Below are 24,203 nucleotides of genomic sequence, written 5' to 3'. Positions count from 1 at the left end.
GCGTCAATCTATCACTATAAATCATAATTGCGCGAATATCGTGCATAGTAAAAGCTGTCACCCCTGATTTTCGCGCACACCACGCGCTCTGTCCTTGGTAATCAGTCACTATGCCTTCCCGGCAAGCGCAACATCACTAGCAAAGGCTGGACCCGTGATTGAACCGACACACCGACAGGACCTTTTTGAGAATCCGCTTGGACTCGATGGGTTCGAGTTCATTGAGTTTTCCGCTCCGCAGAAGGGCGTGCTTGAGCCCGTTTTTGAATCCATGGGCTTCACAAGCATTGCCCAACACCGGTCAAAAGACGTCGCATTGTGGCGACAGGGTGGAATCAATCTTATCGCCAACTATGAACCTAGAAGCCCCGCGGCCTACTTCGCAGCCGAACACGGCCCCTCCTGCTGCGGGATGGGCTGGCGTGTTCGCGATGCGGCAAAGGCCTATGCGGCGGCAATTGAACGTGGTGCTGAACCGGTTGCCATCCATGCAGGGCCGATGGAATTGAAGCTGCCGGCGATCCGCGGAATCGGTGGCTCGATCATCTATCTGGTGGACCGCTACGAAGGCCATGAAAGCGGCAGCGATCTCTCGATCTACGATATCGACTTCGTCTACGAACCCGGGGCAAACCTTCATCCGGTTGGTGCTGGCTTCCACACCATCGATCACCTGACCCACAATGTGTACGGCGGGCGCATGGCTCACTGGGGGGATTTCTACGAGCGCGTCTTCGGCTTCCGCGAAATCCGCTATTTCGACATCAAGGGTGAATACACAGGCCTGACCAGCCGCGCAATGACTGCGCCAGACGGCAAGATCCGTATTCCACTCAATGAAGAAGGTCAGGCGGGCGGCGGTCAGATCGAGGAGTATCTTCGTCAGTACAATGGCGAAGGCATCCAGCATATCGCCTTTGCCAGCGATGATCTGATCGCATCGTGGGATGAACTCAAGGCTTGCGGAACGCCGTTCATGACCGCGCCGCCGGCGACCTACTACGAGATGCTCGACGAGCGGCTGCCCGGCCACGGCGAGCCGGTGGCCGAACTGCAGAAGCGCGGCATCCTGCTGGACGGATCGACCGCGGAAGGCGATCCACGGCTGCTGCTGCAGATCTTCTCCGAAACAATGATCGGCCCGGTTTTCTTCGAATTCATCCAGCGCAAGAAGGATGAGGGCTTTGGTGAGGGTAACTTCACTGCCCTGTTCGAGAGCATGGAGCGCGATCAGCTGCGCCGCGGTGCGCTTCAGATGGAAGGAGCCGAGTGATGACGACCTCGGCACCCAGCCTGAAGCGCATCCACCATGTTGCCTATCGCTGCAAGGATGCGAAAGAAACCGTCGAGTGGTACAGCCGCGTCCTAGGCATGGAATACACCACCGCTTTCGCGGAGGACAAAGTGCCCTCGACTGGTGAAGACGATCCGTACATGCATATCTTCCTCGATGCGGGAGGCGGCAATGTACTGGCGTTTTTCGAGTTGCCCAACCAGCCGGAATTGGACCGCGACCGGAATACTCCTGCCTGGGTTCAGCATCTTGCATTCGAGGTGGCTGATCTGGACGCGCTACTGGCAGCCAAGGCCCATGTCGAAGCTCAGGGCATCGAGGTGCTCGGCCCAACATACCACGGGATCTTCAAGTCGATCTACTTCTTCGACCCCAACGGACACAGGCTCGAATTGGCCTGTAATATAGGCACACCGGAGCAATATGCGGAGCTGCGTGAGCTCGCTCCGGTTATGCTGGAAGAATGGAGCCGGACGAAGCGAGCACCGCGTCATGCGGCTTGGCTGCACACGGAGCCCGCTGAATGAGCCATATCGATCATACGCATGATCGCGAGGCGAGCAGCTGGATAGATGGAGCTGACGAGCACCCCGACTTCCCGGTACAGAACCTACCGCTTGGAATCTTCTCTCTTGGTGATGGGCAGCGACGTGTCGGAACCGCTATCGGGGACTCAATTCTTGATCTGTCCGGTCTTTCGCGTGACAGGCTCCTTCCTGACAGCGTTCGCCCAGCACTGGAAACGGGCACGCTAAATGCGCTGTTCGCACTATCCTCCGCGGAGAGACAGGAACTTCGCCATGGGGTGTTTGCGAGCCTGACGGATCGAACGAGCCGAGTGGCTTTGTTGCCGCACCTTTATCCGTCGCAGCATTGTACAATGCACCTGCCGTTCACGGTCGGCGACTATACCGACTTCTACGTCGGCATTCATCATGCCACCAATATCGGCAGGCAGTTCCGGCCTGACAATCCGCTGCTACCAAACTACAAGTACGTACCGATCGGCTATCATGGCAGGGCATCTTCAATTCGCCTCTCGGGGACTCCGGTCATTCGTCCGAAAGGGCAGCACAAGCCGTCTTACTCTGACTTGCCCGGTTACGGCCCGACCTACCGTTTGGACTACGAGCTGGAACTTGGAGTCTGGATCGCAGGAGAAAACGCGCTGGGCGAGCCGGTTCCGATCAGCAAGGCGGGCTCGCGCGTTGGCGGCCTATGCTTGCTCAACGACTGGTCGGCGCGCGACCTGCAGGCATGGGAGTATCAACCGCTCGGCCCGTTCCTGGCCAAGAACTTCCTCACCAGCGTTTCGCCCTGGGTAGTCACCGCAGAGGCCCTGGCACCGTTTCGCATAGCTCAACCTGCCCGGCCCGAAGATGATCCAGCGCCGCTGCCCTATCTTTTCGATGCAACTGATCAGGCCGAGGGCGCATTTGCGCTCACGCTCGAGACCTGGATCGCGACACGAAAAATGCGTGAAGCGGGAATGCCGCCGCATCGGCTGGGGACCGGTCCTGCCACATCAATGTACTGGACGGTTGCACAGATGGTAACTCACCACACGGCCAATGGCTGCAACCTGATGCCCGGCGATCTGCTTGGTACAGGCACGATTTCGACTCCGGATCCGTCGGGCCTGGGTAGCCTCATGGAGCTGTCCCAAGGGGGCAAGGCGCCTGTGACCTTACCGGATGGCGAAGAACGAAGCTTCCTCGAAGATGGTGATGAGCTGATCCTGTCTGCCCGTGCGGTGCGCGACGGCTTCCGCTCGATCGGCTTCGGCTTGTGTAGCGGAGTGGTGGAAGCGGCCCGAACATGATCCGATTGCACGACTACTGGCGCTCGGGTGCGGCTTATCGTGTGCGCATCGCCCTGAACCTCAAAGGCGTACCATACGAAGCGCTTAGCCATGACCTGCGCACTGGCGCGCAGCGCTACCCGTCCTTCCTGGCGGTAAACCCGCAGGGACTGGTTCCTACGCTAGAGATGAACAGTGCCTGCCTAACCCAGTCACTGGCAATTATCGAATGGCTAGAGGAGAGATACCCGGAGGTTCCGCTCTTGCCTTCAGATGCCGAAAGTCGGGCTATCGTGCGAGGCATGGCGCAGGTCATCTGCTGCGACATCCATCCGCTGAACAACCTTCGGGTCCTCAATGCCTTGCGCAACGATTTCGGTGCCGATGAGGCGGCGGTCAACGACTGGATCGCGCACTGGATCCGAGGCGGCTTCGAGGCGCTCGAGGCTTTAATTGAGAAGCATGGCGGCCAGTTCGCGTTCGGTGACACAGTAGGCTTGGTGGATTGCTGCCTCGTCCCGCAAGTTTACTCTGCCGATCGCTTCGAAGTCTCATTGGAGACCTTTCCCGCCATTAAAGCGGTAACGAAGAATGCAAGGGCGATAGCGGCTTTTGCAGATGCGGCCCCTGAGCAGCAGGCCGGGTCGGGCTGAATTCCGCCACCAATCCCTATGAGAGCCTGACCATAGAAACCAGGTCATAGCCGGCCAAGATCGTACGGTATGGCGCAAAGTACCGGCCGAACGTGGAGAAAAATTATGCATCAAAGTCAGTTCAGATCACTAGCCCAACAAACGCCTGATGCCTTGCTCGGCCTTATCCGCCTGTTTCAGGAGGACCACCGGCCGCACAAGATCGACCTTGGTGTGGGGATCTTCCGAGATGATCAGGGTCTTACGCCGGTATTGGGTGCCGTCAAGGCGGCTGAACGTATTCTGGTCGAGCAGCAGGATAGCAAGTCCTACCTAGGCCCGGTTGGTGATTCCGGCTTCGTCGATCTGACGGCACGTCTCGCGCTAGGCGATGATCTCGCGACTTCGCCATTCCTAGTCCGCTTGCAAACCCCGGGGGGCAATGGCGCGCTCCGCCTTGCATTCGAGTTGCTCGCAGAAGCCTCGAAGGATGCAGTAGTTTGGGTTGGCAGCCCGACTTGGGTGAACCATTTTCCCCTGATCGCTTCGGCAGGCCTTGAGAGCCGCTCCCATCGTTTCTACGACCCGGCGACTTTGCGGATTGATTTCGATGGCATGATGGCCGACCTCGGGTCTGCCAAGTCAGGGGACGTCATCCTATTGCATGGATGCTGCCACAATCCTTCTGGCGCGACTTTCAGTAGTTCAGAATGGACGGAATTACTCGCGCTGTGTCAGCGACAGGGCCTGCTTCCCCTCATTGATTTTGCCTATCATGGGCTTGGGGATGGTCTTGAGGCTGATGCAGCACCCGTGAGGATGTTTGTCGAGAACTTGCCTGAAGCTATTGTCGCCTACAGTTGTGACAAAAACTTCGGCATGTATCGGGACCGTGTTGGATCCCTATTCGTGAAGGCCACAACGCACGCTGAAACTGATGCTGTGCGCTCGCAGCTTTTCGGAACCGCGCGCGCTATGTGGTCCATGCCGCCGGACCATGGTGCGGCGACATGCCGAATCATCCTTTCCAGTCCCGAACTTCGATCCGTTTGGCAGGAGGAACTGGCGTCGATGCGGGAAAGGATAAACGGGCTCCGAAAGGCTGTTGCGAATTCACTGCCGCAACTGTCTGCGGTCGCCAATCAACGCGGGCTTTTTTCGCTGCTGCCCGTCTCAAAAGATGCGGTGCAGTTGCTCCGGGAGGAAAGGGCGATCTACATGGCGCCGGACGGTCGCATCAACATCGCGGGATTAAGTGAGGCGAATATGCCTCATTTTGTGCAATCGATCTCTGGATACTTAAGTTGAAAGGCGTCCAGCCTGGACCTGTCGCTGGCATGTTTGAATCAGGTTTAAGCGGAATTTTTCCTCAGCTTGGTCGTATCGAGCCCAAGCCAAAAATCCGAGAGTTTATCCAGAACGGAGGAGCTATGCTTGGTCTATAAAGTTTTGGAAATACCATATGCTTGCGAAAGTCCGAACTTCTATGATTGCACTCAATGGCTTTCCATTCTATCATGTCGACAAAGTGTCGGCAAAAAATGTAACTGTCGCTGTTGGACAAGGAGTTTAGGGCAATGAAAGAGCATGATTCGATACCTCTTCCCGATCGGATGGATTATCCTCATCCGGAGATGATCGAGCGTGCGGAAGCGTTTTACGAGGAAATGCGGAAGCGCCATACGGTAAGGGAATTTTCCGACCGTCCGGTACCTCGCGAAGTGATCGAGTACGCCGTGAAGGCTGCCGGTACTGCCCCTAGCGGGGCCAATCACCAACCTTGGTACTTCTCCATCATCGGATCGGCGGAACTGAAGAAAGAGCTGCGGGAACGCGCAGAAGCGGAAGAGCGCACATTCTACAGTGGCAAGGCAGGCGAGGAGTGGCTCGACGCGCTTACGCCACTTGGAACTGATGACCAGAAGCCATACCTTGAGACCGCTCCCTGGATCATTGCCATCTTCGGGCAACGCAAGGGGGGCATTCGCAAGGGCATCGAGCGCCAGAACTACTACGTTCCGGAGTCGGTCGGGATTGCGATGGGCTTTTTGATCTCAGCCTTGCACCATTCCGGTGTAGCGACGCTGACCCATACTCCCAAGCCAATGACCTTCTTGAATGATATGTGCGGTCGTCCAGCTTCCGAAAAACCCTATCTTCTGCTGGTGTGTGGATATCCGGCCGACGGCGCGACGGTTCCCGTCCATGCCAAAGTCAAAAAGCCTTTCGAAGAGATTGCGGATTATCGCTAGTGCCAGCGGGGTTGGGCGAACAAGGATAGCAGCTCGCCCAACCCCTAACCTGTCCCAGTAGGTGCTCATTTGGATGGTTGCGCCCTTGGTTCAAGAACCTCCAAGCTCAGCGCCGACGGATACGAAGAACCCCGCAGGATCGTTATTCGAGCCGAACGGGGGGATGCGTTGTCGGTGGCGATATCGTTGCCGGTGCCTGGATTGACGCTGATAAACGGGTAGGCGCTGCTGAAGACGGATAAACGCAAGCGATGGCCGACGCGCAGCGTATGCCCCTTCTCGCCCAGATTAACTTCGAGCTTCACGGTTTCGCCTGGCTTCAAGAGCGCAAGACGACCAGAACCGCCACGATAGCGGGCGCGTAGAACGCCGGCCCATCCGGAATCAAGACGAATGGCAGCACCATCGGGTGCTACATCCTCAAGCAAAGCAACCATGTCGAAGTCCGGCACGTCAGCCCGGACATAGATCGAAAGCCTCGCGTTTCCGAGAAGAGTGAGAGGAGTCTTGAGCGGCGGTGTAGCGTATGTAAGAACGTCGGTGCGCGCCAGTTGGTGAGAGATGTCAACCGGCCCGATTAAACCCCCAGCTATGGCCCTGTGGCCATTCGCCGGAAGGTCACTGCGAACGGGGTTTGCGGGATCGTGTGTGTACTCGTCGAGCGCGTTTTGGCTTGGAGCGGCCTCAAGGAGGCCCTGACTGGAGATTGCATTGGCTCGCCCCGATCCGCCGAGAAACAATTTTCTGGACTTCACAAGGGGACTGGGAAGGCGCTCCGTCTCGATCCAACGGTTCTGGCCCGGAACGAACATCTGAGCGGACGGCCAGGCTGGACGGCTCGCTGTTCCCTTTAAACACCAGTCGAAGAATTCCCGGGCCATCCGCTGGCCGGGCTTGTGGCCCCTGGATTCGACTGCAAGTGCGCCGATCCTGTCGATTGGCTGCCCGGTGTCACGGGAATAGCCGCCTTCTGACGCTCCGGAATGGTCCCAAGGGCCGACGATGATCCATTGGTCATCTGAAGATGCCGCAAGTCCGCGCATCGCTCGATAATTAGCAATGCTGCCTGGCAATGTTGTGTCGTACCAGCCAGTGAAAGTTAGCGCCGGTACATTGATGCGGCGGTAATCTTCGAGACTGAGATGAACGTCGGCCCACATGTTGTCTGAAGTCTGGTGTTCGAGAAACTGACGGTAGACCGGGACTTCGACGCCGTGGGCCGCAAGGTCAGCCGTCAGGAGGGGGCGATGCGAGAGTAGCTTGTCATAGTCCACTGGACCAGCTTTGCCCGCATGGGCAGGAGTTACGCGCAGCGTCCAGCCCAATGCCCAGCCTTGCATGAAGGCGCCGCCAAGGAAAGGGGGGCCGTCAAATCCACTCTGGAAGTTTGCATTGGGGCTAATGCAGGCAAGCCCCCGGGGCCTGCCAATTGCGGTCTGGATTGGGTATGTGCCACTGTAGGAACTGCCGCGCATACCGACTTTCCCGCTCGACCAGGGCTGGCCCGCAACCCATTCGACGATCTGAGGCCCGTCATGCCGGGCATCTGCCATAAAAGTGTGCGTTCCTCCGCTAGCCCCGGTGCCGCGGGCATCAACCACCATAAACGCGTAACCATGCCCTGTCCAAAAAGCGTGTTCACCCGAAAAACTGAAGGTGCTGCGCCGTCCGTAAGGCGTTACTTCAAGAATGACGGGATGCGGCCCTGCGCTGTCAGGCAAGTAGAGGTCGGCTGCAAGAGTAGTCCCATCATTGAGAGGTATCGAGACACTCTGCGCACCTTCGCCAATCTGACTTTCGCGGGCTGGAGCATCAGGATGGCGCGGCAATTCGGCAGAAGCCGGTCCAACGAAAGCGATTGCGGCAGCTATCGAACTAACTATGAAACGCATCATCCAAGCTCCTTTTCGTGAATGCTGCTTAATGCGAGCCGAGAACCGTGTTCGGTCTTGCGGAAACATCAAAGCAAATATGGCATGTTGCTGACTTCATTCGGAAGTTGCCCTTCGATGCAAACCTTCGTCGCGGTTTGGCTCAACGATTTTCCTGAAGTGTGTCAGGGACAGCGAAAACAGTAGGGCAGCCAAGGGCCCCAGAACTATTCCGACCAGCCCGAGCGAATAGCCCAGCTGCCCACTTTGGGTGAACAATCGCTCATTCAACGCGGCCGTTATAATTGGTCCAAGAGAGTAGCCGACAAGGTTCGTCGTAATGAAATAGATGGCCGCCATCCGGCCTCGCAATTCACCTGGTGTCGCTTGCTGGATCGCGAGCAGCGATATGGTCGGAAGCATGGAAACGAAGAGTACGGCTAGGCTCAAGGGCAGCAGCACAGTATTACTGGACCAAGGGGCTGCCATGCTGGCAAGCGACAAGGCGATCAGGATTGCACCAAGTCGCAGGACGCGAGCTGCCGCATCCGAAACGCCCTTCTGCTGCATCCGGCGCACGATGAAGCCCCCGGCAAGGATGCCCAACGGACCCAGGAGCAAAAACTGGATGCCTGTGAGGAGCCCCACATTGGCAGGCTGCCAGCCATATCCCCTGATCAGGTAGGAGGGCAGCCAGTTCATGAAGGCAAATGACATGATGGCCACAAGGCAGACTGCCGAAAAGTGAGACAGGATCCACTTGCGGGCTGAGAAAAGGAAATTTGCCAACCCTGCCTTGCCATCAAGGGCATAGGTTTCAAGGCGGCGCGGCGGCTCACGCGCCGACAGAGCCAGCAAAACGCCAAGAATGCCGGGCAGGCCACATGCAACAAAGGCAAACCGCCAGCCCTCTATGGGTGGCAGGCTGGCGATCTGGAGCGGTCCTATGATTTCGGAGAGGGATAGCAGCAGACCCCCGCCAACCAGAGCCAGGCCAGTTCCAAACATGGCGGCGGTTCCGTAAACGCTGGTTGCTACTGCCCGTCTCTCGGGGCGAAAATAGTCGGCGATAAGTGAAATTGAAGCCGGGCTCGCCACAGCCTCGCCCATCCCCACCACAGCCCGCGCGACAATCAAAGCTTCATAACTGTCTGCAAGACCGCAGGCGATCGTTCCTGCAGTCCAGAGGGCAATGCCAGCAGCGAGCAGCCGGAGACGATGCATTCGATCCACCATCCAGCCCAATGGGAAGCCGAACAGCGTATAGAATACCATGAAAGCTGGCCCCTGCAGGACTCCAATCTGGATATCGGTGAGAGCGAGTTCGGTTCTTATCGGGTCTACAAGCAGGTTCAGAATCTGCCTGTCGAGGATCGCAACTACGGAAATAAACATGAGAACGGCTACGCCGAACCACGCCGATATCTCCGACCCGGAAGAGCCTGATGATGATGGTTGCAATATCCTCTCCTAGGTCTTTCCGTTCTGGTCAGGTTTCGTGGTAGGCTTGGTCCGGCAATGGACAGCCTAGAAACTAGCCTGCGCTCGTCGATTTCATCAAAACGATGCCGGTCAGTATCAATATTGCGGCAACGACCCGGGTGGCAGTCGCACTCTCACCAAGGTAGAAGATGCCTACGATGAAAGCCCCGATTGCGCCGATCCCTGTCCAGACCGTGTAGGCTGTGCCCAAGGGCAGAGTCCTCATTGCGAGGCCAAGGAGTACGAAACTCCCCGTCGATGCTACGAGCGTTACGACGCTGGCACCTGGACGACTGAAGCCAGCAGACAATTTCATGGCAGTCGCCCAGACTATCTCCAGAAGACCAGCAAACAGCAGATATACCCAAGCCACAATACACTCCAACAATGAGCCGGGCGATCACTCGAACACGCAGCCGGGATTTAGAATTCCTTTAGGATCCAACGCGTTCTTAAGAGAGCGCATCATAGCTATTTCTTCGGTTGAACATGTGCGGAGGAGCCAGTCCCGCTTTTCGTAACCAATCCCGTGTTCGGCGGAAATTGTACCCCCGAACGTTTCGAGAGCTCCATATACATCTTCGTCACAGTCTTCCCTGAGAGCTTCCTTAAGGCCCGGCTTTACAAAGAAATGAAGATTGCCATCTGCGATGTGGCCCATCGTATAGCAGATGCTGTTAGGCCATCGGCGCGTCAGATTGGTCTCGACGAGTTTCACGTAGGCCGGCATGTCACCAATTGGAACGCCAACGTCGTAGCCAAAAGAGGGCTTATCGCTGAGGAATGGCTCGAGAGTTTCGCGCAGGTCCCAAATACCGCGTCGTTCCTGTTCTGATTTGGCTATGACCGCATCTGTGATGATGTTCTCGTTGAATGCAAATTCCAGAGTGTCGGTGATAACGGTTTCGTTCAGTTTCGAGTCCGCCCCTTCGGTTTCGATAATTACATAGAAGGCATGCCGATCAACAAACGGGCTGCGACGATTGAAAAAACGCAATTGCTCTTCCAGGTAAGACTGCCACATTACTTCGTAGGCCGAGAGCATTGTACCGAACTTCAATTTCGCGAGCTGCAGCAGTTGGGTTACCTGATCAAATCCGCGGAGACCGATTAATGCAGTTTGGCGATGTGGTTGCTGGGGAAACAGCCGCAACACGGCGCGTGTAACGACTCCCAATGTGCCTTCTGTGCCAATGAAGAGCTGCTTGAGGTCAAACCCGGCATTGTTCTTAAGCAATTTGTTCATTGACGAGACAATGGTGCCATCCGGTAGGACCGCTTCAAGCCCCAGAACCAGACCTCGCATGGATCCGTAGCGCAAGACATTGATGCCGCCTGCATTGGTCGAGATGTTTCCGCCTATGGTGCAGGAACCCCGAGCACCCAAGTCGAGAGGAAAAAGCATGAGGTGGCTAGCCGCCTCTTCCTGAACGGTCTGAAGAGAAGTCCCGGCTTGGACGACACAACTGGCATTTATCGGATCAATGTTCTCTATCTGATTCATGCGTTCGAGCGAAATGGCAATCCGGTCGCCTGTCGGCTCAGCTCCTGCAACCGGTCCAGTGCCGCCGCCTACTACAACTACCTGTTGCGAAGCCTCATGGCATAGGCGCAGTACAGTACTCACTTCGGACGTCGTCTTTGGACGCGCCATTGCCAATGCCGACATTGGCTGCGAATTCCACAAACTAGTGGCCCGAGATCTGAGTGCTTCACCCGTCAGGAAACCGCAAGGGCCAAGCACAGATGATAAAGCTTGCAGCAATCCGTTGGCGTTGCCTCCACCCATGTGTTCAACCTCGTCCCGAAATAAATGTTGCCGACTCATTGTCGACAAGAGTAGAGCAGCTCGAGGCCGATGCAAAGGGGCTTATTAAATGTGCGCGCCCGCTTGAAAGTCGGCGGAACTCAAATGTGAGAACAATGGGGAGCGGGCCGAGTGGAAACCAGCCAAGTGAGCGGTAGTGCAGGGCAACCCAACGGACAGCTAGTCGGTGCGCAGCCAGCCAAGCTCTTTGTCGGATATGGGGCTGTCGCAGCGCCTTATGAAATGTTACGAGCGCCTGCTCTTGCGATCCTTCCCGGGCTGTATGCCAAGGAGTTTGGTTTCGCATTGGCATCAATCTCCATCGCAATGCTTTTTCTGCGACTAACCGATGGTGCCACCGATCTCGCTGTCGGTATACTTTCAGACAAGACAAGAACGGCATGGGGGCGTCGTAAGCCCTGGCTATTCGCGAGCATCTTCCTCGCCATCCCGGCGGCCTACGGACTCTATGTTCCGGGTGATGACCCGACGATTTGGTCATTCACGATTTGCTACTTTTTCTTTTTCCTCGCTTGGACGATGTTCGAGATTCCATACACGGCCTGGTCTGCAGAGTTGGCTGACAAGTATGAAGAACGGTCGCGACTGGCAGTCTGGCGAGGTCTTGGGCAGAACACCGGCCTCATCTTGTTGAGCCTCGTGCCACTGCTCCCATTTCTTCCTTCAACGGAAATGAATTTTGCCGCGCTCCATGCCATGTTCTGGTTGATCGCAATCGCTTATCCGCTCGGGATACTCTACGCCATCTTCTGGTTACCGAACGGCCAGGCAGTGGCTCAAGCCGAACATTCGGGCTTTCGCGAGACGATTGCAGCCATTCGGGTGAACCGCCCGTTCCAGTTGTTCCTCACAGTCGCGTTCCTTTCCGACTTTGCGGTGGGGTGCATGACTGCACTCTTTTTCCTGTTTTTCGACACCTATCTCGGCGTTGGCGAATCCTTCACAGCCATTTTCTTGACTGCAATCGTGGTTTCGACATTGTCTCTCAAATTGTGGCAGCATCTGCTGAAACGGACTTCGAAGACGCGTGTCCTGCTCGTGGGTCTGGTGGGTGGCGCTATCGCCGGAGCGACAATTGCTTTGCTCCAACCTGGACCGAACGCTTTGGCATTCTTCATCGGCTTTATGGCTTTGTTCTATACTCTTGGTGTTGCCCGTGATGTGGCGCTCTACGCCATTTTCGGCGACATTGTTGACTATGATTCCTGGAAGTCGAATGGAAACCGGGCAGGAATTTACTCATCTGCCTGGATGGTCCTGCGCAAAATTGCCTATGCTGCAGCGCCTGCATTCGCCTTTCTTGTTGCCGGGCTGTTCGGCTTTGACCCTTCGGCCGGATCTCAATCAGAAATGGCGATCTTCGGACTCAAGGCAGCCAACGGCTACCTCCCTGCCTTGTTCCTGACCGCAGCGGCACTGCTGGCCGCCATGTTCCCAATCACCAGGGCTCGGCACCGGATTATCCGCCGCAGACTAGAGCAAAGATCCCTTCGAAACAGCGGATGATCGGTGTGAGATTTGCCCCCCTATGGCGCGCGGAATTTCGCGCTACTCAGCGGCTTGCCTTGCCGCTGATCCTCACAAATCTCTCCTTGACGCTAATTGGAGCGACGGATGTCGTGATGATTGGCTGGCTTGGGGCCAACGAGCTCGCCGCCGCGTCCCTCGGCTCAAGTCTGATCATGACCACAGTCATATTCTGCATGGGCCTCATCACCGCAACAGCGCCAATGATGGCAAGCGAGCGGGGCCGGAAAGCGCATAGCGTCCGGGATCTTCGCCGCACATTCCGGCAAGGGCTCTGGGTGTCCGTGGTAATCTCCAGCCTTGTATGGCTCGTACTTTGGCAAACGGCTCCTATTCTTAGGATGCTCGGTCAAAATGAGGATCTGGCATCTCTCGCAGGCACTTATGTCCGAGCTTGCATGTGGTCGATACTGCCCTATCTATGGGTGCTGTTGATCAGGAACTTCCTCTCCGTAATGGAGCGCCCCGGCTGGTCTCTTGTGGTCGGCATTGCTGGTGTATTCGTCAATGCAGGTTGCAACTATGCTCTGATGTTCGGTGGTTTTGGCCTGCCGGCAATGGGACTGGTCGGGGCTGGAATTGGCAGTGTGCTGGCCAATCTTTTCATGCTGCTGGCCATGATGGCTATCCTCAGAATGCACCCGCGGTTTCGGCGATATTCGCTGTTTGGCCGATGGTGGCGAAGCGATTGGGCTCGTTTTCGCACGCTCTGGAAATTTGGTGTTCCGATTGGCGTGGCGATGGCGCTTGAGGATGCGATATTCATTGTCGCGGTGATGATGATGGGCTGGTTCGGTCCAAATACTTTGGCGGCCCATGCGATTGCGCTCCAAATTGGCAGCATCGCTTTCATGGTGCCTCTAGGCTTGGCCCAAGCTGCCACGGTACGTATTGGCATCGGGTTCGGAAGGCAGGACCATGGCTTGATCAGACGAGCCGGCTGGACTGCCTTCTTCCTGACGATTGCTTTTATGGTCGGCATGGCGTTGCTCATAGCAACGCAGCGGGACCTATTGGTATCGCTGTTCATGAGTGCCGAGCATCCAGCCCATTCGGAGATCGCGGAACTTGCAGTTTCCTTTCTCGGGATCGCAGCGCTAATCCAGATTGCCGATGGCGTGCAAGTCGTCTGCACCGGGATGCTGCGTGGCTTGCACGATACGCGATGGCCGATGATTTTCGCCTTCTCGGGCTACTCCGTGTGGGGAATCGGATTTGGAGCCTGGTTGGCCTTTGCGCGCGGCTGGGAAGGATTGGGTATCTGGGTCGGGCTGGGCAGTGGGATCTCTGTCGTCGCCCTGCTGGTGCTTGGGCGCTGGCTACTCCGGTACAGGCTTGGTCTGCTTCCTGCATCGTCTGGCCACAATTGACGGTTGAACAAACTGCCAAATTGACCGATCGCTCTGTGATGATGGGTCTTTCTCCAGAGGTGATCGATCGGACGGGTGTCAGCTCAATGACAAGCGATTGGAAGGACGCTCGGTCAGGCGCTCCCGCATTCTGACTGCAATTGTATCAAAATCACGCCTCCCTGCGGCTTCCGCAGCGTCAGCGTCGCGTACTTCTATTGCTTCCACTATGGACCAATGCGCGTTGATCCAGTGACTTTCGAGGTCGTGATCGTCAAGTTCAGAGACATCAAGAAGATAGGAGCCTAAGATGCGTTGCCCCTGATCAAGCAACTGCCGCATCCAGTTCGCGTAGAATGCGTTTCCAGACGCGTCAGCAATCTCCAAGTGAAACTCTCGATTCAGTCGGACCATGAGCGCCATGTTGCGCTCGCGCGTCGCCACGCTGTGCTGGTCATGGATTTGCTTGATGCGATGAAGCTGGGCCTGCGTCCGATTTGTCGCAGCTAGCCTTGCCGTCAGGCGGTAGAGCAGCTCTGTGGCATCCAGAAAGCTGGGAATGGCAATCATGTCGAACGGAGCTACGATCGAACTGCGATTGCGCAGGGTCTTAACTAAGCCTTCTGCAGCAAGCCTGATCAAAGCCTCGCGGATCGGGGAGCGTGACAATCCGAATCGTTCAGCGAGATCCGTTTCGTCGAGGAGCGTGCTGGGCTCCATTTTCAGAGTTAGAATCTCTGTCCTAAGCGTCTCGTAAACCGTATCTGCGCCTGAACCGCGAACTGGCTTGCGTCCGGGCTTGGTCGCGCTCCCTTTGGCGTTACGACCAGACCGTTCTGATTGAGCCATCGTGAATCTCCTAAGCAGACAACTGTTAAAGTTGTTGTCGGCGAGGCCCTACATGAACTGACGGAAGGTCGCTACAAATAATCCGGCTACATTTCGAGTCCGTAGAACGCATGGCCGGGCACAAGCCGGCAAACAAAACAGGCCGGACCTTGTTGAAGGTCCGGCCTGCCGATCCGCCTTAGTAGCGGTAGCTAAGACCCAAGCTCCATGTTCGGAACTGGCCCGGAGGTGCGAAATTTCGGCCATCGTAGAAGGCGAAATAGCGCTGATTGGTCAAGTTCCTGCCGCTAGCCTGCAGCGACCAGTCTCCGATGTCATATTTGACTAGGACGTTGACGAGACCGGTAGACTGAAGAATGAAACGGTTGTCGGCCTTATCGAAGGCCTTGCTACGATACTGGTATTCAACCCTCGCGCTGGCTTCGCCTGGGCCAACCGCGATTTTGTCTAACGTCAGTGCGGCAGTTCCTTGGAACTTTGGAGCACGGGGCAGGGTATTACCGGAATAGTCGACCGGTTGAGCCGTTGTGTCATCCAATGTGAAGTACTCATCAAACTTCGTGTGCAAATAACCGGCGCTGAGATCAAGACGCAGATTGTCACTCAGACGGAAGTTGCTCAGCGATGCCTCAAATCCCCAGATGGTCGCCTTGCCGGCGTTGAGAACCGTATAGAACGGAACCCCGGCAGGGTCGGGATTGCCATCTGGAAGAAGCGGAATGCCGCCAACCCGAACCTGCATGTCACGATAATCGTAGTAGTAGCCAGCGAAGTTTAGGTAACCATTGTTGCCGGGCAACGTCGACTTCGCACCGACTTCATAAGCGTAGAGGGTTTCCGGTTTGACCGTGGCAGGTTGCGGCGTTCCATCAACTGCAAAACCTGTCGTGTTGTAGCCTGACTGAAAGCCCTTGGAGACTGAGGCATAGATCATCGTTCCGCCAGCAGTGGTATAGTCCAGACCGACTCGACCAGTAACCTCGCTCTGCGTGCTCCTTAAATCAAAAGATTGAGAGTCTGCAGGGCCGTTGCCTGTGAACCGATTACGGACTCGGTCGCGGTTGTAACGAAGGCCTACGTTTGCCCGGAGCTGTTCGGTGAGGTTATAGTTGAGGTCCCCGAAGACGGCAAAGGTCTTAACTGTGTTGTCGGTAGCACTGTCAAGCAATCCATTGACGACCGGGACAATATCAACTCGACGCGTCTCGCCATCCTTAGAGTCCATGAAAAGGCCGCCAATCACCCAGTTTGCCTTGTCGCCTTCGTATGCGATTTGCAATTCTTGGCTGAACTGTTCAGCATATTGCGGGAAAGAGATTACAACTTGGACCGGTTGCTGCAGTGGGTTCACGTCCAGCAGAGACCGTGGCTCGTTATAATCCGTATATCCTGTAACCGAACGCCATGAGTATCCGCCGCCCAATTCGCCGGACAGCGTGAGACCTACAAGATAATGATCACGCTCACCGACAGGTTTGGTTGGGTTGTCATAGTATCCCTTGTTCCACCCATAAAGCGGTTTGCCAGCTGAGGTCAGGGCGATGAGTTCGCCAACGCCGCCCGTTTCATTGGTGTATTGCGCGAACAAGTCGACGTCTACCGGTCCCGCTTTGCCCGTAAGAGTAAGGCGCCCACCAGTGAACTCGTTACCATCTATCCGCTTGTTGTTCGCTACGTTGATGATGCGACCGTCAGCACGGGTAAGCGTGCCCGCTAAGCGAAGCGCCCACTCACCACCGAGTGGTGCATCGAGGCCCGCATAGGCACGTACCGTATTCTCGCTTCCATATTCGAGCTTTGCACCGAAGTCGAATTCCTGACCTGGTCGACGCGTGATGATGTTGACTGCACCACCTGTGGCGTTGCGGCCGTAAAGGGTGCCTTGAGGCCCCTTTAGCACTTCAATCTGACCGACATCGAAGATCCAGCCAAGCGACGACGCCGTTGAAGGCATATAAATGCCATTCACGTGCGCGGCAACGGCCGCGCCGTTTCCGGGCACCTGCGCGCCAACGCCGCGCATGGTAATCGTAGCCCGCGTTTCGTAGTTCTCCATGAAGAAGCCCGGAACTTCGAATTGCAGGTCCTTGAAGGTGACTTTGCCGAATTCCTCGAGATCGCTGCCACCCAGAACCTGAACAGTCTGCGGCACCGATTGGATATCTTCCTCACGCTTGCGCGCGGTTACGATAATCTCAGAGCCGCCGGCCTCTTCGGCATTGGTTGCCTCTTCTGCGAATGCGGTCTGAGGAGCGAACGCCAGAGCAGCCGCCACTGCTGCCCAAGACGACAAAGTCGTCAGGCGACGCCGCAAAGCTTCGCGGCCTTTGATGCACAAATTGTTCACTTCACGCTTAGACATGTATCATCCCCTCACCTTGGCTGTGGAGCCCGCATTAAAGGCGCCTTGGTCGACATTATGTCGACAATATGTATACCAAGATTTTCCATGATGCAAGTCATTCAAGATTTGATCACTTGACACCGCATTCCCAACGATTTTCATAGTCATTGTGCGAACCACTTACAGCGAACGCTCCTCTGGTCGGACAGAGGTCATGACCAATGCACTGCCGACAAGTACCATACCCGGAACATCGACTGGCGACAGCAACTCACCAAAGACCCAAGAACCAGCCAAGACTGCGGCTCCGCCCCCTCGCTGAGATCCCGTCATGCTTCAACCTGAGAAGGAAACAGACTTTAGCCGAGTCATGGCGCGCATACCGTCCAGCCCACCTTCGATGCCCAAGCCGGACTGGCCATGCGGTTCGAAAGCCCCGGCCGTTGCGTCGAGCGCCGTTGCTCCGGGACTGCCTGCGATAGTCACAGATCCGGCCTTGACGGCTCGCGCCAAGCGGAGCGAGCGTCCAAGATCACGCGTCCAGACGTTCGCCGCGAGGCCATAGGTGGTGCTGTTGGCGATCTTGATCGCCTCGATTTCGTCGTCAAATGCAAAGACTGACAACACCGGACCAAAGATTTCCTCTTGGGCAATCCGCATGTCGCTGCGGACATCAGTGAATACGGTCGGCAACCAGTAACAAGCCTCGTTGCCTTCAGCGGGCCCACCGGGCAACACTGCAACTGCGCCTTGATCCTGACCGGCTGCAAAATAACGCCGTACTCTGTCGTGCTGTTCCCGACTGGCGAGCGGCCCAAAGCTTGTGGTCTCGTCAAGTGGGTTGCCAGCTTCAATCTGACTTGCAAGAGTGACAACGCGTTCGACCAGCGCATCGTGAATAGAACGCTCCACGAGCAGTCGTGAGCCTGCCACACAGACCTGCCCCGAATTGAACGTGATGCTTCCAACGACTGCTTCAGCAACAGCGTCGAGATATTCCATGTCGGCGAACACAATCTGCGGCGACTTACCGCCGCACTCAAGAATGAGGCGCTTCATGTTCGACTGGCCGGATAACTCGATAAGTCGCTTGCCGGTTGCCGTGGATCCAGTAAATGTCAGGAGATCTACATCCATGTGAGAGGCAAGAGCAGCACCGGCACCAGAACCCAGGCCCGGGACGATGTTCAGCACCCCGTCGGGAATGCCCGCCGCCGCCGCAAGCTTACCCAGCTGCAAACAGCTAAGGGAGGCAACTTCGGACGGCTTGAGGACGACCGAGTTGCCTACGGCGAGCGCGGGGGCGATCTTGGTGATCCCGATGTAGGCTGGGAAGTTCCAGGGCGTGATCGCGCCGACAACGCCAACCGGCTCGCGCAGATTGAGTAGCAGCGTCGAAGGATCATTAGGGATGACCTGGTCGATCAACTTGTCCGCCGCTTCGGCCGCGACCCGCACGGCGTCAGCAGCGGCCCGCATGTCTGGCGCTGAAGCGCTGATCGGCATGCCCATTTCAAGCGTATCGAGCAGCGCCAATTCGTCCGCATTGCGTTCAATGGCGTCAGCAAAATTCATTAGAATGCGAGCGCGCGCGCGTGGGGACAGATTGGCCCAGGTGCCCTGTTCAAACGCGGCACGTGCGGCGGAAACGGCGCTGTCGATCTCCGCGGCACCACAAGCCGGCAAGTCGGCTATACGGCTTCCGTTCGCCGGATTGAAAGTTGCGAAGTGCTCCGTCGTACTAGCCTCAATCTGGCGACCATTGATCCAAGGCCTAACATCAAAGCTTATGGTCTGAGCCTTTACCGCCCAGTTTGCTGGCGCGTGTTCGAAGGAATTCATAAATTCATCTCCATCATCGGATAGGCGTGATTCTTCCAGGTACGCGGAGCAGTTCGGCCGCACGCTCCCCGATCATGACGGTTGGGGCGTGAAGGTTTCCGGAAGTTACCAGAGGAATGACCGAGGCATCCGCAACCGTCAGACGATCGACACCTCTTACACGCAGCTGTGAGTCGACAACCGCAGACGGGTCGTCGCCCATCCGGCATGTGCCGCAAGCATGATAACAGATACCGGCATTTTCACGGATATAGGCTTCGAGAGCGGCATCGTCTGAAAGATCGAAATCCGGCGAAACTCGCTTGATCACACGATCCGAAAAAGGCTTGGTTCGAGCAATGCGGTCAACAAGGCGCACTCCTCGCATCAGGCGGATCACGTCGTCACGGTCACCCAGAAGGTTGGATTCGATCAGCGGTGCTACGCGGGAGTCAGGCGACCTGAGCGCGATCCGACCGCGTGAACGAGGGTGACACAGCGAAGGCGATAGAGAGTAGGTGTTGACTCTGGAGTTGAACGTGAAGTTATCTTCAAGATAGCCCCAAGGTCCAGAAAAGAGCAGCAAATCGGGTGCCGGCTCCTGTAGGCTGCTGCGCGCATAGGCCAGGATATGACTGGCACAGGAAGTTGCCTGGCCTCGCCTGGCCAAGGCAAACTGCAGACCCGAAAGCACCAACTGGTGCCATTGCATGGCCGAACTGTAGGTCCGGTCTCGGACCTCGTACTCAATGTAGAGTTCTGGGTGGTCATGGAGATTGCCACCAACTGACGGGCTGTCAGCTACTACAGTTATGCCATGCGTTTGAAGTTGCTGCGCTGGCCCGATACCAGAAAGCATCAACAGGTGTGGAGAGCCGAAGGCGCCTGCACTCAACACAATCTCTCGGCGCGCTTTAACCTCGAAACGCTTGTTGTGCACTGACAACTGCACGCCGCTTGCGTGACCTTGGTCAAAGGTTACCTTTTCGACCTGGGTGTGAGTAAGGACCCGGAGATTGGGTCGCCGCCATGCCGGGCGCAGATAAGCAGTGGCACTATCCTGACGCAGTCCGCGAAGCTGATTGGTCTGCGCGATACCGATGGCTTCACCTTGTGCTAGATTGATGTCTCTGACCGACTGGATTCCGACAGCGCTTGCCGATGCGATCAAATCCCCGGTGCTGCGATGAGGTGATCGAAGGATTTCGACATGTACGGGGCCGGACTGCCCTCGGCCTTGGAGTCCCGGACAGCGTTCAGCCCGCCGGAAAAACGGCTCAACATCCCGCCACGACCAACCCAAAGCGCCCATCTCAGCCCAGAGGTCAAAGTCGCGGGGCAGGCCAATGGCATAGATGACCCCATTGATCGAACTGCTGCCGCCAAGGATGCGCCCCCTGCGCCATATCTCGGTTCGGTCGAAACGGCTTGGATCGCTCTCGGCTTGGTACAGCCAAGCATAGCGCTCCCAATCCTTCACGAATGACTGGCCTCCCGGAATTCGGAACTTCCAGTTGCGTTCTGAGCCTCCGGACTCGACCAATAGCACGGAGACCTTCGGATCCTCACTCAATCGCGAAGCAATTACGCAGCCCGCTGAGCCTGCTCCGACGATAATATAGTCGTACTCAGCGCCACTTGGCAGGGGCTCGACGGTATTCATCATCTCAGCGACTGTCGGCTCGCCGGTAGGTTCCGTCATGGATGACCGTCCAGGTTGCACCCTTGTCTGTTGAAAGTTCCCAGTACTGCCTGTTCCCGCCATCGGGCAGCGGCGAGAAGCTCATGCGGTGGAGGCCTACCATACTGTCCAAGTCATTCTCACCAGTCAGGATAAGGGTATCGCCCTGAAACTTGCCCGAGAGGTACATTGTCGCACCATCGTCTGTAACATAGATTAGACGCCAGAGCTGATCCGACTTGTCAAAGAACATGTGCGCCCGGCCAAAGCCGCTGATCGCTCCTCGCCAATGCTCTACCAGCAAACAGCCGCCAAGTACCGATTCAACTTTACTCTCGCCAGCCGGCTCGCCTCCAATGCCGGTAACTTTGAACTCTCCGATCTTGAAATCGAGTTGACGGTATACTGGATCTGTGCACCCTGTGCCGGGAGGACCTGCCTGCACCTCTGCACGGCTAACGCAACCGCTGACGGCGACCAGGGCAGCAGTGAGCCAGATGCCTCTCCTAATATGTTCCATCATCACACTTAACTCCCTACAAAACATAGGCACTAGCTGGATAAATTCTTGTCGACACATTCAATACACATTGTATGTTAAGGCCGCAACTGTTTGATACGAGAGACGTGATGACCATAATTAGCGATAATGCCCCAGGCAGCCGGGGGCGCGCAGATTACTCCGTCCGATTCGTGCGTGTTCCAATGCGCGATGGAGTCGAGCTTGGCGCCATTCTTTACCTGCCGATAGACCGATCCGACCGGCTGCCGACGGTGATGGAAATGACCCCCTATCTGGCAGACAATCTGCATCGTGAAGCCATATCGTTCACACGGGAAGGCATGGCATTTCTCGCGGTTGATTGCAGAGGTCGGGGGGGGTCGAATGCCGAGTTCCAGCAGTGGGTCAATGACGGACCGGATGGATATGACACGATCGAATGGATTGCCGCCCAGTCGTGGAGCGACGGCCAGGTTGGCCTGACAGGTGGGTCATACACTGGCTGGAACCAGTGGATGATCGCGGGCACTCTGCCCGCATCCTTGAAAACCATAGTCCCTTCCGCGGCGTTTATGCCAGGGTATGACATTCCTCGTGGAGGCATTGGTTCGCCTTACATATACAGGTGGCGACTGACCCTCAAGGGACACTCAATCTCCTGGAACATGGCCGCTGATGTGCTTCTGTTCAACCGAATCCAAGGCGACCTCTACGCACGCAACCGCTCATATCTTGAAGTACAGGATGAGCTGGGCTTCCATGCCACCGGGTGGGAAGACGATCTCCTCAGCACGACTTGGGGTCCCATTTGGGAAGCCCGGCGTCCCGCGCAAGACGCGCTTTCAAAACTCGATATTCCCGTTCTCTCACTCACGGGCCTTTATGACACTTGCCTGATCGGCACTCTCGAGCACCACAGGCGCCTTCAGCAGCATGGCAGTGACAAGGCCCGGGAGAACAACTATCTGGTCATCGGTCCCTGGGATCATCGCGGCATGGATGGATGCGACCAGGTATACGGACTGAAGTTCGGACCGGCTGCCGCATTGGATGTTCCGAAGCTGAAGTTCGACTGGTATCGGTGGGTCTTCGGCCATGGGGAAAAGCCTGCATTCTTGGACGCCCCGATCAAATATTACCTGACTGGCAACGAGGAATGGCGCAATGCCGAATCGCTGGACAGCCTTTGCTCCAAGAGCAGGCCGCTGTACCTTGCTTCTGACGGCAAAGCTGATGACATTTTCCGCTCCGGATGGCTAGCGGACGAGATCGGGAACACCCCGCCCGACAGCTTCGTCAGTGATCCGAACGACCTTCGCCCGCTCGAAACTGAATCCACTCTCAGTAATTCGCCGGAACTTGCGTCAGGCGGCGGTGCAGTTTTTCCCCGAGCTTACAACAGCCTCTTCTTCATTCTGGGGGGAGAGGATCCGACCAATGCCGTCTTCTGCCACAATACCTACGGCCAAGGTGTGATTTATCACACGCCGCCGATGGACGCGCCTGCCGAAGTAATAGGCGAACCAGCACTGGACCTGTGGGTCACCTGCGATGCGCCTGACGCAGATCTGGCCGTGCTCCTCTACGAGGTACTCGAAGACGGGTCCGTCATCTTTCTCTCTTCGAGCCAGTTGCGTTTGCGCCATCGTGACGGTGGCGACGAGACGATGCCCCTGAACACGCCTGTTCTTCTTAAGTTTCCGCGCTTCCGATTTGTTGCCCGGCGAATTGCGCGAAACTCTCGCCTGCGTCTTGTCGTGCGCGCGACAGCCTGTTCCTTCATGCAGAAGAACTTGAACTCGGCCACGCCGGTTCCGGATCAGCAGCCTGGCGAGGAACGCGTAGCCAATATCCAGGTGCTTCACGATCTAGAACATCCCTCGCTCTTTAGACTTCCCACCAGCCCGGAGTTTGCACGATGATTTCGAAAAAAGCACCTCTGGTCATCGCTGTTGCCACCATGCTGACAGTATCGGCGGTCGCCTATGCAACGGATGAGGGCAACGGCACAAAACAGCCTGCCACACAGGTTATCACCCTCGGCACAGGAGGAGGACCAGCCTATCGCGACAAGAGGGCGATGTCATCGAATGCCTTGGTGGTCGGCAAGGATGTCTATCTTGTCGACACCGGGGATGGGCTTATGCATCGCTATGCGTCTGCCGGGCTGGACGTCGGACAGGTAAAGGCCGTCTTTATCACCCATCATCATTTCGACCACAATGCCGACCTTGGAGCCCTGCTGACGTTTCGCTGGCTGGCCAACGACCTGCTTGGAGAGTCAAGCCAGCCACTACCGGTGATTGGCCCGCCGTTGACTGTCGGGTTCGTTCAGCACCTTGCAGCGGCATTCCGTCCAACCGAACTTGCGCCGATCACAATTGGCGGGACAGAGCCTGGACCAATTGCGCTGACGGTTAGGGCTCAGGATCTTCCCGGTGACCTGCTCGAGCCGAAAGTCATTTACCGAGATGACAAGGTCACGGTCACTGCCGTCCTCAACAATCATTACCACTTTCAGGAAGGCAGCGCAGCCGCTCGCAACGCCCGTTCTTATGCATTTCGCTTCGACACCACTGATCGTTCAATTGTCTTTACAGGCGATACCGGCCCATCGCCTCGTGTCGAAGCCTTGGCAAAAGGGGCCGATATCCTTGTCGCCGAAGTCATCGACCTGCCGAGGATCGAACAGCAGTGGCGCTCACGCGGTGACTCTGATCAGGCCCAAGTCGATGCCTTGATGGCCCATCTCCGGCAGGATCATCTAACGCCAGAAGATGTGGGTAAGATGGCATCGTCAGCAAAAGTGGGAATGGTCGTACTGAACCACCTTGTACCTGGCTGGGATGACGAGACCGATCCAGAGGCCTACGCACGTGGCGTGCGCCGTTACTTCACTGGTCGTGTCGTGGTCGCGAATGATCTCGACCGCTTTTGATCCGGCACTCTGCGGGATTGGCAGCTTTCGGC

19 protein-coding genes are annotated in these 24,203 nt (G+C 56.7%); 10 read left to right on the top strand and 9 right to left on the bottom strand.

Annotation, left to right across the window (positions count from 1 at the left end; translation table 11 throughout):
* The first annotated feature begins 157 nt into the window (after window positions 1–157).
* From hppD to EUU25_RS08990, 6 genes are all read left to right on the top strand, one after another.
* The gene (gene hppD / locus EUU25_RS09015) at window positions 158–1,273 is read left to right on the top strand and encodes a 4-hydroxyphenylpyruvate dioxygenase (RefSeq protein ID WP_158903267.1); all 1,116 of its coding nucleotides are present in this window, start codon (window positions 158–160) and stop codon (window positions 1,271–1,273) included.
* Window positions 1,273–1,821, top strand: a complete 549-nt coding sequence (locus tag EUU25_RS09010) for a VOC family protein (protein WP_158900257.1) — start codon at window positions 1,273–1,275, stop codon at window positions 1,819–1,821. Before hppD ends, EUU25_RS09010 begins: the two co-directional genes overlap by 1 nt.
* Entirely contained in the window at window positions 1,818–3,116 is a 1,299-nt protein-coding gene (fahA, locus tag EUU25_RS09005) for a fumarylacetoacetase (RefSeq protein WP_158900255.1), read from the top strand. Before EUU25_RS09010 ends, fahA begins: the two co-directional genes overlap by 4 nt.
* Window positions 3,113–3,748, top strand: coding sequence for a maleylacetoacetate isomerase (maiA, locus tag EUU25_RS09000; RefSeq protein ID WP_158900253.1), 636 nt, complete (start codon window positions 3,113–3,115; stop codon window positions 3,746–3,748). The genes fahA and maiA overlap by 4 nt, the downstream gene beginning before the upstream one ends.
* A gap of 69 nt (window positions 3,749–3,817) precedes the next feature.
* Window positions 3,818–5,035, top strand: a complete 1,218-nt coding sequence (locus EUU25_RS08995; RefSeq protein WP_246162626.1) for an amino acid aminotransferase — start codon at window positions 3,818–3,820, stop codon at window positions 5,033–5,035.
* A gap of 269 nt (window positions 5,036–5,304) precedes the next feature.
* Window positions 5,305–5,979 (top strand): nitroreductase family protein, encoded by a 675-nt coding sequence (locus EUU25_RS08990; protein WP_158900251.1) that lies wholly within the window; start codon window positions 5,305–5,307, stop codon window positions 5,977–5,979.
* Window positions 5,980–6,044: 65 nt separating this feature from the next.
* On the opposite strand, the gene EUU25_RS08985 is transcribed toward EUU25_RS08990, so the two are convergent.
* The 4 genes from EUU25_RS08985 to EUU25_RS08970 form a co-directional block, all read right to left on the bottom strand.
* Window positions 6,045–7,874, bottom strand: coding sequence for a CocE/NonD family hydrolase (locus EUU25_RS08985; RefSeq protein WP_158900249.1), 1,830 nt, complete (start codon window positions 7,872–7,874; stop codon window positions 6,045–6,047).
* 93 nt (window positions 7,875–7,967) lie between these two features.
* Window positions 7,968–9,311, bottom strand: a complete 1,344-nt coding sequence (locus tag EUU25_RS08980) for an MFS transporter (RefSeq protein ID WP_158900247.1) — start codon at window positions 9,309–9,311, stop codon at window positions 7,968–7,970.
* Between the two features lie 73 nt (window positions 9,312–9,384).
* Window positions 9,385–9,705 (bottom strand): DMT family transporter, encoded by a 321-nt coding sequence (locus EUU25_RS08975; RefSeq protein ID WP_158900245.1) that lies wholly within the window; start codon window positions 9,703–9,705, stop codon window positions 9,385–9,387.
* A 27-nt stretch (window positions 9,706–9,732) separates the two neighbouring features.
* On the bottom strand, window positions 9,733–11,001 hold the full coding sequence (locus EUU25_RS08970; RefSeq protein ID WP_222848783.1) for an FAD-binding oxidoreductase: 1,269 nt from the start codon (window positions 10,999–11,001) through the stop codon (window positions 9,733–9,735).
* Between the two features lie 270 nt (window positions 11,002–11,271).
* On the opposite strand from EUU25_RS08970, the gene EUU25_RS08965 reads away from it, so the two are divergent.
* Window positions 11,272–12,666 (top strand): MFS transporter, encoded by a 1,395-nt coding sequence (locus EUU25_RS08965; RefSeq protein WP_158900241.1) that lies wholly within the window; start codon window positions 11,272–11,274, stop codon window positions 12,664–12,666.
* A 5-nt stretch (window positions 12,667–12,671) separates the two neighbouring features.
* Window positions 12,672–14,057 carry an MATE family efflux transporter gene (locus EUU25_RS08960; RefSeq protein WP_246162625.1) on the top strand — a complete coding sequence of 462 codons (1,386 nt, stop codon included), beginning with the start codon at window positions 12,672–12,674 and terminating at the stop codon, window positions 14,055–14,057.
* A 78-nt stretch (window positions 14,058–14,135) separates the two neighbouring features.
* Here EUU25_RS08960 and EUU25_RS08955 read toward each other — a convergent pair whose 3' ends face one another.
* From EUU25_RS08955 to EUU25_RS08935, 5 genes are all read right to left on the bottom strand, one after another.
* Window positions 14,136–14,885, bottom strand: coding sequence for a GntR family transcriptional regulator (locus EUU25_RS08955; RefSeq protein WP_158900237.1), 750 nt, complete (start codon window positions 14,883–14,885; stop codon window positions 14,136–14,138).
* A gap of 178 nt (window positions 14,886–15,063) precedes the next feature.
* Window positions 15,064–17,247: a TonB-dependent receptor gene (locus EUU25_RS08950; protein ID WP_158900235.1), complete on the bottom strand. Its 2,184-nt coding sequence runs from the start codon at window positions 17,245–17,247 to the stop codon at window positions 15,064–15,066.
* Between the two features lie 318 nt (window positions 17,248–17,565).
* Window positions 17,566–19,071, bottom strand: a complete 1,506-nt coding sequence (locus tag EUU25_RS08945) for an aldehyde dehydrogenase family protein (RefSeq protein WP_158900233.1) — start codon at window positions 19,069–19,071, stop codon at window positions 17,566–17,568.
* Between the two features lie 13 nt (window positions 19,072–19,084).
* Window positions 19,085–20,752, bottom strand: coding sequence for a GMC family oxidoreductase (locus EUU25_RS08940; protein WP_158900231.1), 1,668 nt, complete (start codon window positions 20,750–20,752; stop codon window positions 19,085–19,087).
* On the bottom strand, window positions 20,718–21,254 hold the full coding sequence (locus tag EUU25_RS08935) for a hypothetical protein (protein ID WP_158900229.1): 537 nt from the start codon (window positions 21,252–21,254) through the stop codon (window positions 20,718–20,720). Before EUU25_RS08935 ends, EUU25_RS08940 begins: the two co-directional genes overlap by 35 nt.
* A gap of 182 nt (window positions 21,255–21,436) precedes the next feature.
* On the opposite strand from EUU25_RS08935, the gene EUU25_RS08930 reads away from it, so the two are divergent.
* On the top strand, window positions 21,437–23,155 hold the full coding sequence (locus EUU25_RS08930) for a CocE/NonD family hydrolase (protein WP_158900227.1): 1,719 nt from the start codon (window positions 21,437–21,439) through the stop codon (window positions 23,153–23,155).
* On the top strand, window positions 23,152–24,171 hold the full coding sequence (locus tag EUU25_RS08925) for an MBL fold metallo-hydrolase (protein ID WP_158900225.1): 1,020 nt from the start codon (window positions 23,152–23,154) through the stop codon (window positions 24,169–24,171). Before EUU25_RS08930 ends, EUU25_RS08925 begins: the two co-directional genes overlap by 4 nt.
* Window positions 24,172–24,203: the final 32 nt, after the last annotated feature.

Source organism: Sphingorhabdus lacus, assembly GCF_009768975.1.
Lineage (GTDB): Bacteria > Pseudomonadota > Alphaproteobacteria > Sphingomonadales > Sphingomonadaceae > Sphingorhabdus_B > Sphingorhabdus_B lacus.
Note: the sequence above shows the minus strand (reverse complement) of the source record. Positions and strands in the feature narration are given on the sequence as shown.